The organism is Desulfitobacterium sp. LBE (assembly GCF_007830365.1).
Classification (GTDB): Bacteria; Bacillota; Desulfitobacteriia; order Desulfitobacteriales; family Desulfitobacteriaceae; genus Desulfitobacterium; species Desulfitobacterium hafniense.
The window spans coordinates 862,508-879,737 of sequence record NZ_VLKD01000001.1; the positions used below are offsets into that span (position 1 = coordinate 862,508).

Annotated in this window: 13 protein-coding genes and 1 riboswitch; all 13 genes read right to left on the reverse strand. The window is 46.0% G+C overall.

The window, feature by feature from the left end; all coding sequences use genetic code 11:
• Window positions 1-12: 12 nt before the first annotated feature.
• Window positions 13-125, reverse strand: a riboswitch (TPP riboswitch).
• A 67-nt stretch (window positions 126-192) separates the two neighbouring features.
• Complete coding sequence (locus tag DESLBE_RS04305; protein ID WP_005816655.1) at window positions 193-1,221, reverse strand: 3-deoxy-7-phosphoheptulonate synthase; 1,029 nt, start codon at window positions 1,219-1,221, stop codon at window positions 193-195.
• A 271-nt stretch (window positions 1,222-1,492) separates the two neighbouring features.
• Window positions 1,493-2,833 (reverse strand): MFS transporter, encoded by a 1,341-nt coding sequence (locus DESLBE_RS04310; RefSeq protein ID WP_015944074.1) that lies wholly within the window; start codon window positions 2,831-2,833, stop codon window positions 1,493-1,495.
• 42 nt (window positions 2,834-2,875) lie between these two features.
• Window positions 2,876-4,012 carry a ribosomal protein S18-alanine N-acetyltransferase gene (gene rimI / locus DESLBE_RS04315; protein WP_144675252.1) on the reverse strand — a complete coding sequence of 379 codons (1,137 nt, stop codon included), beginning with the start codon at window positions 4,010-4,012 and terminating at the stop codon, window positions 2,876-2,878.
• Window positions 4,013-4,247: 235 nt separating this feature from the next.
• Entirely contained in the window at window positions 4,248-5,825 is a 1,578-nt protein-coding gene (locus DESLBE_RS04320; protein ID WP_144675254.1) for an L-lactate permease, read from the reverse strand.
• 144 nt (window positions 5,826-5,969) lie between these two features.
• The gene (locus tag DESLBE_RS26490) at window positions 5,970-6,107 is read right to left on the reverse strand and encodes a hypothetical protein (RefSeq protein WP_005816662.1); all 138 of its coding nucleotides are present in this window, start codon (window positions 6,105-6,107) and stop codon (window positions 5,970-5,972) included.
• A 34-nt stretch (window positions 6,108-6,141) separates the two neighbouring features.
• Window positions 6,142-6,486, reverse strand: a complete 345-nt coding sequence (locus DESLBE_RS04325; protein ID WP_005816664.1) for a 4Fe-4S dicluster domain-containing protein — start codon at window positions 6,484-6,486, stop codon at window positions 6,142-6,144.
• Entirely contained in the window at window positions 6,473-8,803 is a 2,331-nt protein-coding gene (locus DESLBE_RS04330) for a molybdopterin-dependent oxidoreductase (protein ID WP_144675257.1), read from the reverse strand. The genes DESLBE_RS04325 and DESLBE_RS04330 overlap by 14 nt, the downstream gene beginning before the upstream one ends.
• Before the next feature lie 575 nt (window positions 8,804-9,378).
• Complete coding sequence (locus DESLBE_RS04340; protein ID WP_144675261.1) at window positions 9,379-11,469, reverse strand: sigma 54-interacting transcriptional regulator; 2,091 nt, start codon at window positions 11,467-11,469, stop codon at window positions 9,379-9,381.
• Between the two features lie 257 nt (window positions 11,470-11,726).
• Window positions 11,727-12,038, reverse strand: a complete 312-nt coding sequence (locus tag DESLBE_RS04345) for a hypothetical protein (protein ID WP_144675263.1) — start codon at window positions 12,036-12,038, stop codon at window positions 11,727-11,729.
• Between the two features lie 250 nt (window positions 12,039-12,288).
• Entirely contained in the window at window positions 12,289-13,989 is a 1,701-nt protein-coding gene (locus DESLBE_RS04350; RefSeq protein ID WP_348981680.1) for an FAD-dependent oxidoreductase, read from the reverse strand.
• A 541-nt stretch (window positions 13,990-14,530) separates the two neighbouring features.
• Window positions 14,531-15,529: a hypothetical protein gene (locus DESLBE_RS04355; RefSeq protein ID WP_005816680.1), complete on the reverse strand. Its 999-nt coding sequence runs from the start codon at window positions 15,527-15,529 to the stop codon at window positions 14,531-14,533.
• Between the two features lie 73 nt (window positions 15,530-15,602).
• Complete coding sequence (locus tag DESLBE_RS27225; protein WP_015944067.1) at window positions 15,603-15,731, reverse strand: hypothetical protein; 129 nt, start codon at window positions 15,729-15,731, stop codon at window positions 15,603-15,605.
• Window positions 15,732-15,857: 126 nt separating this feature from the next.
• Complete coding sequence (locus tag DESLBE_RS04360) at window positions 15,858-17,111, reverse strand: glutamate-5-semialdehyde dehydrogenase (RefSeq protein ID WP_058491323.1); 1,254 nt, start codon at window positions 17,109-17,111, stop codon at window positions 15,858-15,860.
• Window positions 17,112-17,230: the final 119 nt, after the last annotated feature.

Sequence of the window (17,230 nt, forward strand, 5' to 3'; positions counted from 1 at the left end):
TTCTAATAAACATATCGTTATTATCCACCTTCCCTACGCTGGCATTACCCAGATCAGGTTAAGGGTCAAAGGATTCTTGGGTCCTTTATCTCAGCCGACCTTATTCGGCCCCCCTAGTGATTATGCAGTTACAATTATTGGCACCTAAAGTATATCACATGTTATACGGAATTAAAAGAGAACCGGCTGATTTTAGACATTTTCAGCTATAGAGTAAATCAACTTCTCCGTGCTCTCCCAGCCTAAGCAAGCATCCGTAATGGATTTTCCATAGATGTTTTCCCCGATGCCCTGCCGGCCTTCCTCCAGATAGCTCTCGATCATCAGCCCTTTGATCATTTTCTTCAGCAGGGAATCATACCTACGGCTGTACAGCACCTCGCCGGAAATACGGGGCTGCTCATAAAAGCACTTCATGGAGTTGGCATGATTCACATCCACGATAATGGCCGGATTAACCAATTCCAGTCTTTCATATTCCCGAGCGGTCCGAATCAGGTCTTCAAAATGATAATTGGGGATATTTTCACCATTGGCATTCACAGCCCCTCTTAACACGGCGTGAGCATAAGGGTTCCCAGTGGTTTCAACTTCCCAGCCATTGTAGATGAAAGAATGATTGCTGTGTGCTGCAATCAATGAATTAAACATCACGGTCATATCGCCGCTGGTGGGGTTTTTCATGCCCACCGGAAGTTCAACACCGCTGACCGTAAGACGATGCTGTTGATTTTCCACGGAACGGGCTCCGATGGCCACGTAACCCAGGACATCGGCAAGATAGCTGTAATTCTCCGGATAGAGCATCTCGTCAGCAGCCGGCATCCCAAATTCCGATATGGCGCGGATATGCAGGCGGCGAATGGCTTTAATCCCCTCGCACATATCCGGGGCCTTTTCCGGGTCCGGCTGATGAACCATCCCTTTATACCCTTCCCCTGTGGTCCGGGGTTTGTTGGTATAGATCCGGGGCACGATGAGGAGGGTATCCTTGACCTTTTCCTGGACTTTGGCCAATCGTTCAATATACTCACAAACGGGATCTTCATGATCGGCGGAGCAAGGACCGACAATCAATAAGAACCGTTGATCTTCATTGGTCAGGATCTTCTTCATCTCGTCCACCCGTTTGTCCCGGAGCTCAGCCACTTCTTTGCTTAAAGGCAAATGGGCAATAATTTCTTCCGCCGGCGGTAATTTCTTGATAAAATTCATACTCATAGATCAACACCTCTACTCTTCTCCATATATGGCAAACTGATATAGTTACAAGTATAAATCTACCCTATAAAAATCGCAAGAAAAAAACTCCTTATATATAACAATTCTTTTGGGTTTATTGTTATACTTTTTAAGCAACCAGCAAACGGTTGAGCAGTCATAAAAATCTGACGGGCATAACATCGCCCGCCAGATCGCTGCTTTCTGCAGTTTCCTTATCCTGATTTAATTGAATCAACATAAATCTCTTGGCTGACAATTAAAAGCCGGTTTACACTGCATGATTCGTTAGCTTTACACTTTTTTCTTTTCCTCCAAAATCTTTCCGGTAAAGGACAATAGAACAAATGACGCCTAAACAGATCATGATCACCTGAAGCCAAAGGGTTACTTGAAATGCATATACGGGATATGGCTTTATCCCATCAGAAACGGCATTGATGATAATTCCCCAAATCTGTTGAAAAAGTCCTGCTCCAAAAATCCAGGCAAAGCTGTTCACGATTCCCATCGCAGTCCCTAAACGGGATGTGGGCATGACTTCACGAATATAAATAAATGTGGTGGAGATGACCAGCATCTGTAATGCCCCCATTAAGAAATTAAAAAAGCTTAACTCTGTAATGCTTATGGTTGCCGGCTGCAAAGCAATCCATAACCAGTTAAACAAAAACAAAATACAACCCAATACCATGGTTTTCTTGGAGCCAATCTTTCTGACCACGGCACCGCTTAGGATACATCCTGCAAAGAGCCCCCATGCGTACCAGGACAGAATATCCCCACTGGCCTCCTTGGATAATGCCAGGGCATCGGTCAGATAGATGCCTTCCCACATGGAGCCGAAAGTCTGGGAACTGGAGTTCACACCGAGAGACAGTAAACCGATTAACCATAAGACGGGCATTTTGAGCACGGCAGTAAAGGGAACCTTTTCTTGCCCGGCTTCTTCACTTATGGCGGCAACCACTGCAGTTTCCCCATGGAGTTCATCCGGTGTAAGCAACCCTCGTTCCGCCGGCTTATCTCTCAATAAGATATACGTTACCACAGCCAATATCAAGGAAAAAACTGCTATGCCGAATAAAGCTGTTCTCCAGCCCGCAAAACTCATTAATGTGCGTAGCGGCGCTGTGCCCAGGACGCTGCCCAAAGAACCCAGTCCCATAAATATTCCCCAAAGCATTGGATATTGACGGGTCGTAAACCAAGCAGAGATTATTTTTGCCCCACCGATCAAAAAACCGGACACGGCTACTGCCAGAAGGATTCTGCCGATAATCAATACTGTAAAATTTTCAGCGAGGCTGAAGACCAGTGAGCCGATTGCCGCTATCATAAGAATTGCCGTCAGTCCCCGGCGGGCGCCTAAACTATCCAGCATAGTGCCTACCGGGGCTTGAGCAAAGGCATAGATCCAGGTAAAGGCCATGCCCATGAAGCCGAAGGCAACCGCACCCAGGGAAAGGTCTGCCATTAAATCGGGTCCCATAATAGCCGGCGTAATCCGATGGAACAAAGTAAGCATATAGCATAAAACGCAAATGACATACATGGGCCATTGTAAAATTTTCAATTTGCGAAGCATAGAACTTCTCTTGGAATTGTCCATTCAATTCCCTCACTTTCTAAACGGTACGGATAGTGACCTTCACTACGGACAATTAAGCTCCAAAGTCATCACCATAGCATCTTCAGGCGGATCGGTGTAATATTCTTGCTTGGTAGCTCCGGGCAAGAATCCTAGCTTCTTATAGAAGCTGCAGGCAAGTGTATTTGAGGAGCGGATTTCCAAATTTAAGCGCTTCACCCCACGGGGTTTCATCCATTCCAGCACTTGCCTGATAAGATATGAGCCATGCCCTTTGGCCCGTAAGTCAGGATGTATAGCTAATCTTGTGATATACCCTTCATCGAAAATCAGCCATACGCCCAGATACCCCAGAAGTATGCCATAGGAATACAGGCAAAAGTAGTAAGCATCTTCGTTATGCCTGAGTTCTGTTACAAAGGCTAAAGGCGACCATGGCGAGGGAAAGGATCTTAGTTCGATTTTCATCACATCTTTGAGATCCTCTTCACACATCATGCGCATGATTAAAGGACCATGGGCAGATAATTCTCTTGCCTTGGTTTTTTCCTGGGTTTTATACAGTGGAAAAAATTCTTCGTCGGGACCTGACTCCAGCCATTGATGCCAAACTGCTTGAACGCTGTATAGTCCGTAATGCCATTGATAATAACCCGGAAGACTCTTCTCCTTATTTTTTAAATACTCTGCAGCAGGCAGGGAATCCCCACTAATCAAAATTCGGTTGTCTTCCAACTCCACTTCTTTCCTTAGCTCTTCAGTGGTCAGAATATGGGGCTCCTCCAAACACACCGGAATCTGCCGGCAGGAATCCCATTGATAGCTGGCTTTAAACCACAGAGATTGAGCTAGATTTTGGATGACCGCCAGCCCCTTTTCACAATCCTGAGCCGCCCACCCTAACATATCCAAAGACCAAACACTGATCAAAGGGATTTTCAATTCAGTGACCAGAAGATGCAGCTTTTTACCCACTTCTGATTCCCCCACTTCTGGTGAATAAGCGGCTTTCACAATACCTGCAAAGTCCATATCCGTCAGCTGTGAACCCAATCCATGCAGCAATCCTGCCAAGAGCGTTTTAAAATCCACCGTGGGAGCCTGGTAAAGAGAAATTTGTGTTTCTCCCAACAGTTTTCCATTCTCGCCCAAGGCAATCGTCAGCATTTGCGCGGTCTTCATGATTGTGCAATATTTCATCGATTGCTCCTTACCACTGTAATTTCCGGTCCGGTCAACCGGGCCCCACACTTTTTACACTTAGGGTCGATTGAATCGGGAATAGTGTGTTTACCACAATGGGTGCATTTAACCGGCTTGGGCATAGGGGGCTTGCACCGTCCGCAATAGGGATTGCAGATCCAACATGTCAAAAGCATTTCTCACCCACTTTCCTGGCTAAAAACCAAAGCAATTGAAGTCAAGGGCGTGTGTTCTATATAAATTTACTGAACACAAAGCACAATAGGGAGGCAACAATGATCATACCTAAACAGATTGGGAAAACCTTTCTGATCACGGCTTGCTCTTCCCCTACTGCATCAATGACGGCAGCCGCATTTTGAAGTTTTCCGGGAGAAATTACGCTGGCCAGCCCGGCTCCGATCCCAGTGGCGGCTGCCACCACTAAAGGATTCAGGAAGAGTTCCTTAGCAGCAATAAAGTTGTATTTGGCAAACATCCCCAGGGCGGCAGCTTCACTGGATGTAACAAACCCGCCAAAAAGACCAAGGGGTGCGACAATTAATGGATAAACCCAGCCGAAGATCCTTGCCGATTCGAGGGCCAGAACGGAAACCATATTATGCATGGCATCCGTAACCTGCCAAACCTCTCCAACAGGCTGTAACCCTGTGTTGTTCATCAATAAGCCAAGGGCAAAGAAAACAGTCAGGGAGATCAGAGGTTTCGGTGCCCGCTTGCCAAACTTGCTCAGACTTCCCTTAATTTGGGTGCCGGTTGGCTTCAACCAGATGGCGGAAACGATTGTGCCGACCAAAACCCAAAAATAAGCGTTCCAAAATACCCGGAGGTAAATCTTCTGACCAGGAATGATTTGAACCGGCATTCCTAAGCGGAGGGTTAAGAAATCATGAACAGGCTGATAGAAATTAACAAAAAATAAAAGGCTAATCGTCAGGAGCCAAGGCGAAAAGGCAGCCAATAAACTTCTTTCTTTCTCGACCTGTAAATCCTCATCGTTAAGAACACTGCGATCAAGAATTTTATAGCCCTTTACTTTGAGATACAGGCATTCAACCAGGATCACCAGGACTCCGGCAATCACCCCGGTTAAGACGATGCCTGGATGAAGGGCTGGCACATAGGCTATGGCGACCGCTGTTAAACCGGCGATCAAACCGCCTGACAGCGCCGGGAAGAATCCTGCCCCCATCAGCTCAGTTCCTCCCACCAAATACAGCATGGCAAAGGCGATTAAGGTGGAGATGATCGGCAGATAGAGAGCAAATATTTGCGACGCTTCAATCAGGGAGACTCCTGTTATATCGGAAAAAGCGACAAGTGGGGCACCAAGCATGGAGTAAGTGCAAAGGGCGTCAAAGCCAAGGGCCGGTAGAGCAATGGCCATAAAGTTGGAATACCCTAAGCCTCTTAAGACGGGAGGCAAAACCGCCACCGGTGTTGCACCGGCAGAAACCAAGGTGGTGCCGGCGCCAAGGTTGATGATCATGATTTGGGAAGCCTTATTTGTTATAGCTACCGTCTTTAAGAAAGTACAAATTCTCCTTAGCGCACCGGTCTCCTCCATAAAACAAATTTGCAGTAAAGTAGCGGCACACACGATAGTGACCGGAAATGATTGGACGACGCCTGCCAGGCTGGCCCTGATGCTGACCGCCAGAGAAGTTGAGAAGAAGGCCAGAGCAATCATAACGCACAGAGCCCAGCCGATCAGTGAAGCAATATGAACAGGCGTATTTCTCCAGGCAATCAGAAGAAAAATGACGATGATGGGAAGTAAGGTCATGATACTTAGAAAACCCATGCCCATTTTGTTTTCCTCTCTTTTCACCATTGAATTCACTTTTTGTGAAAGTCATAACTTCTTCAGTCACAGTGAGCTGTTGGAATAATCAACGGGGAGGATCAAGATCCCCATGAACCACAGGGATCCTGACCCTAACCTATTGTAAGTCTACTTCTTAGGTTTTTCTGCTCCGCACTTTTTACATGCCGGCTCTTTGGTGGAGTTGAAGGTTTCACATTGACTGCATTTCCAGATCAATTTTTCGGTCGGCGGCGGTCTGAAACCACCTTTTTCCTGACGACTCATTGAAAAAAGACCTCCTTTTTGTGTAAGCTATACTTTACCTTGAAAATAAAACCATGTTTGGCTTTTCAACCAGCTTTTTGGATAGTTCTTCAAGGGTCCCGTAGTACATGATTCCTGACTGACAATGATGGACACAAGTCGGCAACCTGCCTTCCTTCACCCTGTCTTCACAGAGATTGCATAACTCTGTGGGTAAAGGCAAATAGGTCCAGGACCATTTGCCGTAAACATTTTCCCGGGGTCCGTCTTCCAATACTTTGATGCCAAATTGTCCCACAGGTAACCCTAATTCCTTTTTGCAGGCTACCTCACAGGTATGACAATTGGTACAATATTCATAATCGATGAGAATCCCGTATTGAGCATTATCTTTTGACATAGCCAAACCCCCCTAACCTTGTCACAATTTCAGTGGGCGTTACTTGATCATTCTCAGGCTCAACCTTGTAAACCTTGCAGATCGTGGATTTATAAGGAGCACCATAATGGGTCGGACCATGGACTCCCATGGTGGTTAAGTTGTTCGAGTTACTGTCAAATACTCCAAACAAGACCGGCTCCGCACCTTCCTTTTCGGGAAACCACCAGCCATGACGCGCCCTGACCACTTTGGGATCCAGCCCATAATTAAATTTAACCTGCTGTTTGCATTTACCCCGTTTATTTTCAATCCAGGCCCAATCACCTTCCTGGAGACCGAGTTTTTGCGCCGTTTCCGGATTAATGTCCATCTCAGGCTGGGGATGAACTTCCCGCATCGTGGGGAGCTGGCGGTGTTCAGAGTGGAACAGCCCAATCTGCCGGTGTCCTGTGGTCAGAATGAAGGGATACTCCTTCATGAGTTCAGGAGTGGAGTAAGGCCCTTCATAGGGCTCCATATGGTGGGGCAGCGGATCAAATCCCCAAACATCAAACAAAGGCGAAGAAACTTCATATAACCCTGTCGCAGTAACAAAGCCCGGCTGCCCGTCCTGGCGCAACAGGCCTTTTTCATATTTCTTGTAGGTATGGTTCCAGTCCCACCAGTCATAGACTTTATGGGTCAATGCTTCAAAGTCATAGTCCACACCGTTGCCATCATCGTAGAGCATATCGGTGAGCAGATCACGAACGTCTTTGTACTTGTTAAAGTATTCAGGATTGATCCGCTTGCCCAGATCCAGCACGATCTGTTCATCGGCTTTGCTCTCAAAATAGGGTTCGGCTGCTTTGGTAATGGTTCTTAAAGGCTGCCACCAGGATCGGTAGCTATCGCGTTCCACGCTCATGGCTGCCGGCAGGACTAAGTCGGCAAAGGCCACTGCAGTAGGTGTCATATAGTAATCGACCACAACCGTATAAGGCACGTTCTTCCAGGCCGCATAAACTCTGGGCGCTTCACCGGCCATATTGGCGATAGGATTGCTGCCGTGAACCCATAGCATTTGAACAGGGTAAGGTTTGCCGGATTCCATGGTCTCCAGAAGTTTATCAGGCGGAATAAACGGTGTATATCCGGATTCGTGGATGGCAGATTCATAAGTTCCAATCCGTTTTTGCAGCATTTCTTCAGAAATGCATTCAAGGCCGCAGCCATATTTTTTCGAACTGTTATAAGCATAGCGAAGGAGAATATTGCCGCCGGGAACATCCAGGTTTCCTGTAATTGCGACCATATCCGAAATGGCTGCAGAGGCTTCCATACCGGCAATTTGCATGTCGATGGCCAGACCCCATTGAATTCCTGCGGGTTTGGCTTTAGCATACATACGAGCGGCTTCTATGATTTGCTCTTTAGGAATCCAGGTAATTTCCGCTGCTTTTTCCACAGAATATTCCTGAACCCGCTCGACCAGTTCATCAAAGCCGTAAGTCCACTGCTCCACAAAATCATGGTCATAAAGGTCTTCGTTGATGATGACATTGAGGAAACCCAGAGCCAAGGCACAATCGGTACCGGGCCGGATTTTCAACCATAGATCGGCTTTAGCTGCCAGCCAAGTCAAGGCGGGGTCAATCACAATCAGTTTGGTGCCCAGTTTCATTAAATCAACCAGCCAGTGTCCGACAAAGCCGTCCCCATTGGAGGCTAAGGGCTCATTCCCCCAGACGACAACGACTTCCGGTACTTTCCATTCAGGGTTGTCATAACGCAAAGGATGAAACTGGGAAGCATCGAGAACCCAGCAGTCTCCCTGCTTAATCAGGTTGGCTGTCATCCGGGGCTGGTAGCAGGAATCGGCGCTGAGGAAGCCAAAGGAAAGGTTAGGGCTGCCAAATACGGCGCGGGTAATCATCGCCGGCTGCCACATACAATTGCGGCCGGTTCCGACTAAAGATACGATGCCTTGGGGACCTGTTTTCTGTGAGATTTCTTTATGCTTTGCTTCAATCCAGTCGTAAGCTTCATCCCAGGAAACCCGTTTCCATTTATTCTCGCCTTTTTTCCCAACTCTCATGAGGGGCCATTTCAGGCGATCGTTGTTGTAGATTTGTTCCACCATGTTAATACAGCGCAGGCATAGTCTGCCTTGGTTATAGCTGAAATTGGGATCACCTTCGATTTTTTCCAATTTACCGTCTTTGGTGTAGCAGAGAACACCGCAGCCGTTGTGACAACCGGGTCCTGTCCAGACCGAGGTGCGGGTGACTTCATATTCCCCTTCTTGCCAGCGCCAATCCTCTTTGTAAAGATCCTTGCTATACTTGTTAATCATGAACTGTTTTTCCCTCCTTAATTTTTATATAAAGATGTGTGATAAAAATGGCTCGATAGAAACACCTCCTTCATTTAATATTTGCGGCATTATTCTTTATTGGAGTCAGGTTTTTCAGGCTTTTGAGGAGCTCTTTGCGGCGCTCTTTGTGGCCCGGCCGGACCCGCAGCGCTCTCTTCCGGCTCAGGTTCAGGCAGCTCTGCCCCACACTTTTTACATATTTTATTGGTTGGTGGATTAAAGACATTGCACTGCGGACATCTGGTCATCAGCTTAGTAAAGGTTGGGGGTCGGAAACACATTTTCTGATTCCTCCTTTGCTCTTAAGATTTGGTTTTGATACTTTGTACATTGTGATATATTGCATTTTCCGTGCCAGGTTCGCAAAGGCCTTGGTTGGGCTATTTCAAGCAAACCACCTCATCCTTAAGGAATTGCAAACCGACTGATTTTAAGAAACACCGTTTGCTTTCGAGAAAGAGGAGCCAATACAAAAAACTCTATAAACGGCAAAAAGGGCTTCTCCCTGCACTCAGCTGTTCAGGAGAAGCCCTTATCTTGAGATTACTGTTCAGTTAATCAGAATTCTTGAATGTTCCCATATCTATATTAAGCTCTTTTGCTTTGCGATACAGTGTTGACTTAGCCATTCCTAATAGTTCAGAAGCTTTGGTAATATTGTTTCTGGTTTTATAGAGGGCGTTTTCAATAAGTATTTTCTCCATAACATCAATTTTATAGATGTTTTCGAGAGCGTAATTGCCGGTCATACCGGGAGGATCTCTATAATTCTCTGCTGGTGAAGAAGAAGCGGCATATAATGATTCGGGCAAATGCCTGCATTGGATTAAATCCCCTTGAGCTAAATTCACTGCATAAATAACACTATTTTCAAGTTGCCTTACATTTCCAGGCCACCCATAACTTTTCAGAACCTCAAGAGCCTCTTCACTGATGAGGGGAGCCTTACGCTTGATCTTGGCACAGTATTTAGCGATAAAATAATTTGCCAAAACCTCAACGTCATTATCCCGCTTTCTTAAAGGTGGAAGCTGAATGGAAAGGATGGATAGCCGGAAAAACAAATCACTTCTGAATAAATTTTCATGGCTCATTCTCTCCAAATCTTTATTCGTGGCTGCAACCAGCCTGAAATCAACCTTTTTATAAGTGTGTCCTCCAATTCGCATCACTTTTTTATCTTCGAGCACTCTTAAGAGGATAGCCTGGACCTCGAGGGGCATATCCCCTATCTCATCAAGAAAAAGGGTGCCCCCATGAGCAAGTTCTATCTTCCCCGCTCTGCCTCTGCGTTCAGCGCCGGTAAAGCTGCCTCCTTCATAACCAAACAGTTCGCTCTCAATAAGTTCCCGGGGCATTGCCGCACAATTTACGGCGATAAATGGTCCTTGGGGGCGATGTGCATTATGGATGGCTTGAGCAAAAAGCTCTTTACCTGTTCCACTCTCGCCGGTCAGAAGGATATTCTCGTTGGATAAGGAGAAGCGTTTTCCTAAGGAAATCGTTTCTTTGATGGCTTTACTTTTACCAATGATTTTAGCAAAGGTATAGGTAGCAAAGGCTCCTGTTCTATTGGTAACAAGGGCATTGATCATTTCCATCGGATTAACTCTCAAAACCGCACCGTTGGGATAGTTGCCATGTTTATCAAGAGGACGTATGAGTACTAAATAACTTTTATCATGATTATTGCTGCAACTTGCTTCCTCAATATCAATGGTTTCATTGTTCCGAACCGCCTCACCAATCTGGGGGCCTAAAAAGCGATCAATAGTCTTGCCTATGATCTCCTCTTCGGCAGTATTGAATATATTGACCACTTCTTTGTTGATCGTAATTATTTTCCCCCTGTTATCCGTAATAATTATGCCCTCCTCAATCACGGATAAAATTACTTCCTGCATATGATGAGCGCTTTTCAGCAATTGATAACTCTTGGTAAAACGCAGCTTGTTTTCTACGGCTACCGCCATAGCTGTGATGAGACCCAGGGGATAGGTGCTTAAATAATAGGAGTCGTGGGACAAGGGAAAATCAATATGGTAACTTACAACCAGGTAGCCGATTATTTCGTTATCCTCATTGGTCAGAGGTGCTGCAGATGTACAGGAATTTTGAAAGACAGTACAGTAGTGTTCGGGCCCGACAATATATACCGGCTTCTTTAGATGCATACTTAAAACATGAGCACAGGTACCGACGGTTGCTTCCGACCATACCTGGCCTACTATGGAGCTCTCCGGGTGATCCTCAGAAATTAACTTGATCTTTTCTCCTTCATGACTCAGCAAGACACCATTCTTATCAAATAAATAAAGTGCATAATTGGAAGTCATAATATCCTTTATTTTTAAATCAACAAAAACGGCTTTGGTAATGCCAATCAGGTCTTTGTTTTCAGCCAGGATCCTGGCTATTTCGTTGGAATTCAAATGCTCGGCAAGACTGCTTTTATAAGGATTGACTCCTAAATCATGAGAGCGCAACCAGGATTCGGCTACTTCAAGCCTAATACAAGCGTATTCCCTGGGATCAAGGGTCTGGTTTTTTAAAAAGAATTTTTTACATTCCAGTAGTTGCTCCCAACCTGTGTTGGTTAGAATTAAATTATGTGCATCATGCAAATTTTCTTTAGTATCTGGCATTCCTTATCCCCCTTAAATTTTTTCGATACTCTACAAAATGCATGGCCATCGTGAAAGTTATCTCTAGTTCAATGGCGAAGAATATTATCCCGCTCATTGTTTATTTTTAATTCTAACATAATTTTTGGACTTTTTACAAAAAACTTACTAATGTGTTGCATGTTATTGAGACAGGTGCTGTTGCCACAGAGTAAATAAACCAGACCTTTAACTATGAGTTGAAAGGTCTGGTTTATCGTTATTGTTTCATCTAGGTTCTACTCAGTCAGCCAGCCATCACCAAAAACCCACTTGATGGCGTCTAATACAGATGGGCTAAGTCTAGCTCTCTTAAATTCATATCGTTTGGTTAATTCCACAAACTGATCGGCTTCACTTTTGAGAACTTTGGCAAAGAAAGCGTTTTCATGATCAGCATCCCTAATAATCAGCGGATTAAGAGAGCTCTCGTTTAACGCTGACTTTAGCTTGTAGAAACTTCTCCGATTTTTTCCTACAAAATACCCGTAATTGGGGTGATCCCTTACACAGTCTTCCTGAAAGTCTGAGCGACTCAGAACTTCTGGCATATGATTCACACACCTTCCCAACATGATCTTGACCATGACAGAAACTAAAAAATGCTCTATTCCATTATACCTATCTTTTGTAAGATAAATGTTATGTGTTTTTTAAGATTGGTTGAAGCATTACAAAATGAAAACCAGACCTCAGATTGCTCTGAGGTCTGGTGATAGTCCTTTAGAAGGGAATTTGAAACTTATTTTCTTCTGATAACTTTGATGAACCATCACAGCCTCACTAAAGACTCGTCAGCTGCTACTCCCAAGAGCTCTCTTTAGCGGCATTCTCCCCGGCGATGCGGGCAACAGTGGCATAGTTCCCCAAAGAACCATGAGGACGTCTCCACCCCATGACATTGCCTAACTCCCCTGCAGCATAGAGATGAGGAATGACTTTTTCCTGGTCAATAGAGATGCTTTCGTCAACTGCTTTGCCGCTGTATCCGGCAAGTTGGTCAGCCTGTTCAATGACCTGGGATTTTGTATTAACCCGGACACCATTGCGTTGGGTATGACGGATCAAGGATGCTTTCAACCCGTAAAAAGGTGGTTTGGCAATTTTAAACAGGGCGGTTTTGCCAAAGTCTTCATCCTTGCCTGCACCCACGAAACCGTTGTAACGGCTGATGGTCTTTTCCAATTCTGCCGCAGGAATTCCCATCTTTTCAGCCAGTTCAGGAATACTGTCGGCTATGGCGATGCAAGCCGGGTCAAACATAAGACCCTTTTTGGGGTTAGGATTCTTCAAATCCTCAATTGGCCACTTCAAGGCTGCCGCACTTTCGGAGTCGGCTATCGCCCAGACATTCCGAGGATGGGGCAGACTAAGATATTTCGCAGTATAGGGCCATTCGGGGTTCTCATTAATACTTCCCGCTTCACCTTTAGCAGGATCAGCTTTTCTGGCCCCTTCCATTTCGTTAATATAACGGACACCGTCATTCTTCACCAAAATAACCCGCTCAAAGAATGCGGCAGGACGGGGAATTCCCTTGCCATCGGCATAATACGCTGCTGTTTTAAAATCGGGCGGTTCCCATCCCCAATAGGACCGGGAGCCGTAAAAGAGATAAATATAGGAAGTAAAGGACATATCGCTGAAACCGGCTCCTACTTCCGCAGCGGCAAAGTGACCGTCCCCGGCGCTGTCCACAAACAGTGTGCCGTCAGCCGGGGTGCCGCCGTCACCGAAGCAATCCGGCCCCACGACCCGCGGATCCCAGGCCTGAGCCATGCGATGATTGTCGGTCCAGGTTCCTGTACAAAGGATGACCCCTTTACGGGCTTTGATATTAATCGTACCTTCGGGAGTTTCTGCAGATACGCCCAGAACCGGACCGCCGGGCTCGCGATAAACTTTCTTCATCCGGTGTTTGAAAAGAATCGGAACCCCCATTTCCTGCAGCTTTTTCTCCCAGACTGTGGTCCAGGCCAAACCAAAGCTCATGGGGCTGTTGGGTTTAGCATCATAAACATCAGGATTGGCTGCCGGATAGTGGGAGCGGCCCACCCGGTGCACTTCCGGACTGGAATTCCCTACAGTGGGGTACCATTTAAAGCCCATAGATTCCATCCATTCGATGAGCTCCGGCCCTCTTTCAACATACGTGCGAATCAGTTCCGGAACGCCCCGGTATCCACTGGCTTTCATTTCATCCTCAAACCAGTCTTCCAACGAATCCTGCATTCCCGCTTCCTTTTGAATCCGTGTACCGCCCAAAATAGCATGACCTCCGGCGGTTTTATACAGTCCGCCTACCCAGTCATTTTTTTCAAGGATGATCACATCTGCTCCCGCATTTTTAGCCTCAATCGCCGCGGCTAAACCGCAACCGGTACCGACAACGACGACATCCGTCTCCTTATCCCATTTTTCCGGCAGCCAGGGCTTTGCTTCAGCGGCTTGAGGTTTTGCTTCGGTTCCCCCTTGTGCGTCCTGGCTGCAGCCCGAGAGCAGGAAGCCGGCACCGACAGCTGTACCGGCAGTCATAATACCTGCATTCTTTAAGAAATCCCGACGAGAAAGTCTTTCCCTTTTCAGTTCTTCTTTCTTTTCTTTAGACATTGTTAAGCCTCCCTTATCTTTTTAGGTACCCGTTGCCACGTCCTTGACTTCCGGCCACCACCTCCATTCATCGTCAATTCATTGCCAAAGAAGGCGAATCAGGGGCTCTTTACCATCATGTTCACTAAAACTATTGATAATTTATAGAGGTTCGGTTCTTAGAATAATTAGTGATTGATTTAATTTTCACATGAACTTTATTGTATATGCCATAACCAATACTTTTAAGATTAGGATTCAATACTATTTATTTTGATTTTAAGCAGCGATTAAAGTTGATTATTTAGAAATTGTTGCTAATCTGAAACTTTACATGATGAAGATACACTATCCTTGCCGATAAAGTCAATATTACCTAGTTAAAAATTTCACACAATATGTGTTGTTTTAACTGACAATAGTTTTCTTTTCTGCATCATTTGCTAATTCTCTATTAATTCAAACAAGAGTTGCCATCTTTCTTCACTTCTTTACTGCTCTTTATTTGATTAATACTAAAGGGATCCAGGGTGCTTACCCGATTGATAAAGCGCTCTTCAAAGGAGTAGGGATAAATATTTAAACTGGTATCCTTTTTGCCTGAAAACTCTTCGATATAGAACTCAGCGGTCACCAAGCCCTGCTGACTTAAAATCTCCAGAGTAATCAAAATATCTTTGTGCCTGTTTTGATGATGATCGAGAATCTTGACCGGATACCAGCAGTAGTCATCTTCCAGGATTTCAAACTTCTCTGAGTCGAGCCGTGTATAGCTGGACATGCATTCTTTAAAGGTCAGCCGGGAGCCAATATTGGGGAAGCCTCCCTCTTTGGAATCAAAAAAAGAAAGGTTGATACGCAGGTTTTTAAAGGGCAGCGGAAAACCCAAATAGACCTTGGAATCCACCATCCGAATACAGGAGGAGATGGCGGCCAAAGTTACCACACTTACCCCTAAGTTGACGCGATCCGCATCCACGATTTCCTCCACGGTTGGCAGGCGGCCTACTTTGCTGGTACTTTTAAGCTCCTCAAAGATTTTCAGAATAAAGTAAAGGGTAAACGAGACCGTTAAAAGCCAGCCGCTGAAGATGAAGGCTTTTTCAAAAAGAGGGCGCTCCGACATAATTAAACTGAAACCCATCGTGGTCCAGATCAGGATGCAAAACCCCAGGGCGTATTGGACAAATTGGATGATAATCTTGGAAAAGCCATGTTTTTGGTTGATGATTTGTTCATAGAGAATGAAGCTGCGGAAGACTTCTTTGCCAATAGTGCCTTTCTCATGAAATAAATTCTTCTCATAGGGCAACGCAGCCAGGGTCCAGAGGATTTCCCGGCTGCGCTGCACATTATGTTGACTGTTCATGGAGATAAAGATGGACATAAGCCCTACCAGGGACAAAATCCCCGTCCCAAAGCTAAGCAGAATAGTAAGTGTTGAACCAGTCATGACTGTACTCCTTCAAAAACGGCATAGTATAATAACTTTCCTAGTCTTTCCGAAGGTGAGTCATGTCATCCATCTAGTTTCTATAATTGCCCTCCTGCTCTTCAGGCAGGTTAACAGGATACGGGATCAGGTCCAAGAAGAATTCTTGCCCTTTAACATTTTTGTAGAACTCTTTGACGCTTTCCAGGATTCTCTTATCCATTTCAATTCCTCCTTAATCAATAGACAAGACACCCATATGAAATGAAACTCTAAAAATAGTATGGGTGAGTCTGAGTTCTATTATTTAGGGAATTGAACCCATGGTAAGAGTCTCCATGGAAATTTTTTAAGTTACAATTTGATCCTCACCATAGATCATATATTTCATAGTGGTCAGCGCTTGCAGCCCCATAGGTCCCCGGGCGTGAAGCTTCTGGGTGCTGATGCCGATTTCCGCTCCGAAACCGAAGCGGCCGCCGTCGGTGAAACGGGTAGAGGCATTGACATAAACAGCCGCGGCGTCCACCTCATTTAAGAATCGCTGAGCTGTGGTGTAGTTCTCGGTGATAATCGTCTCTGAATGCTTGGTTCCATACTGATAAATATGGTCCATGGCTTCATCCACACCTTGAACCACCTTGGCACTGATGATCAGATCCAGATATTCTGTTCCCCAATCCTCTTCCTTGGCTTTGGCAGCGTAAGGCAGGATGGCACAGGTCTTTTCACATCCCCTTATTTCCACCCCATAATCCCGGAATTTTTCCCCCAGCAGAGGCAGAAATTCCTGAGCTACCGCCTCATTCACCAAGACAGCCTCCAGAGCATTGCATACGCCGGGTTTTTGGGTTTTGGCATTGAAGACAATGCTGACCCCTTTAGCCAGATCGGCTTCCCCATCGACATAAGCATGGCATACTCCGGTACCGGTCTCAATGACGGGAACAGTGGCTTCCTTGACTACAGTCTCAATAAGCCCTGCCCCCCCTCTGGGGATGATGACATCCACATACCCGTTCATTTTCATGAGCTGCTGAACCCATTGCCGATCCGTATTCTCCAGGAGTTGAATGCAGGCTGTGGGCATGCCCTGGCTTTCCGCTGCCCCAGCGATCACCTTGCTCAGAATCTTATTGCTCTCAATAGCTTCGGAGCCTCCCCGGAGAATGACCGCATTGCCGGACTTCAGGCAGAGAGCCGCCGCATCCACCGTCACATTGGGGCGGGCTTCATAGATCATAGCCACCACACCTAAGGGGACCCGGGTACGCTGAATGCGCAAACCATTGGGACGGGTCCAGAACTCCCCTTCCCCTACCGGATCGCCTAAATTCACCACTTCTTTAAGGGCATCACTCATTTGGCGAATTCCTTCAGAGGTCAAAGCCAGGCGATTGACCAAGGATTTTTTGGTTCCCTTTTGAATAGCTGCCTCTACATCTTTCCGATTGGCCTCCAAAATTTCTTGTTCATGATTCAGCAGAGCCTCCGCCATCGCCAGAAGAGCCTTGTTCTTAGCGGCGGTGCCGGCATAAGCCAGCTTGCGGGCGGCATCTTTGGCTTTTTGGCCGATTGTGATCAGTTCCGGTGCAAAATCCATCCTCATCGACTCCTTTCAATCTGAATTCAGTTACCCAACCCCAGCAGTTTTTCCATCCCCTGCTGGTATATCCTCGGCAGGTACAAAGAAAACTGAAAAACGGGACCTGTCCCCTTGAT

Excerpts from the sequence above, each read along its gene's own strand:
- DESLBE_RS04305 (WP_005816655.1), bottom strand. The coding sequence starts at position 1,221 with ATGAGTATGAATTTTATCAAGAAATTACCGCCGGCGGAAGAAATTATT.
- DESLBE_RS04310 (WP_015944074.1), bottom strand. The coding sequence starts at position 2,833 with ATGGACAATTCCAAGAGAAGTTCTATGCTTCGCAAATTGAAAATTTTA.
- rimI (WP_144675252.1), bottom strand. The coding sequence starts at position 4,012 with ATGAAATATTGCACAATCATGAAGACCGCGCAAATGCTGACGATTGCC.
- DESLBE_RS04320 (WP_144675254.1), bottom strand. The coding sequence starts at position 5,825 with ATGGGCATGGGTTTTCTAAGTATCATGACCTTACTTCCCATCATCGTC.
- DESLBE_RS26490 (WP_005816662.1), bottom strand. The coding sequence starts at position 6,107 with ATGAGTCGTCAGGAAAAAGGTGGTTTCAGACCGCCGCCGACCGAAAAA.
- DESLBE_RS04325 (WP_005816664.1), bottom strand. The coding sequence starts at position 6,486 with ATGTCAAAAGATAATGCTCAATACGGGATTCTCATCGATTATGAATAT.
- DESLBE_RS04330 (WP_144675257.1), bottom strand. The coding sequence starts at position 8,803 with ATGATTAACAAGTATAGCAAGGATCTTTACAAAGAGGATTGGCGCTGG.
- DESLBE_RS04340 (WP_144675261.1), bottom strand. The coding sequence starts at position 11,469 with ATGCCAGATACTAAAGAAAATTTGCATGATGCACATAATTTAATTCTA.
- DESLBE_RS04345 (WP_144675263.1), bottom strand. The coding sequence starts at position 12,038 with ATGCCAGAAGTTCTGAGTCGCTCAGACTTTCAGGAAGACTGTGTAAGG.
- DESLBE_RS04355 (WP_005816680.1), bottom strand. The coding sequence starts at position 15,529 with ATGACTGGTTCAACACTTACTATTCTGCTTAGCTTTGGGACGGGGATT.
- DESLBE_RS27225 (WP_015944067.1), bottom strand. The coding sequence starts at position 15,731 with ATGGATAAGAGAATCCTGGAAAGCGTCAAAGAGTTCTACAAAAATGTT.
- DESLBE_RS04360 (WP_058491323.1), bottom strand. The coding sequence starts at position 17,111 with ATGGATTTTGCACCGGAACTGATCACAATCGGCCAAAAAGCCAAAGAT.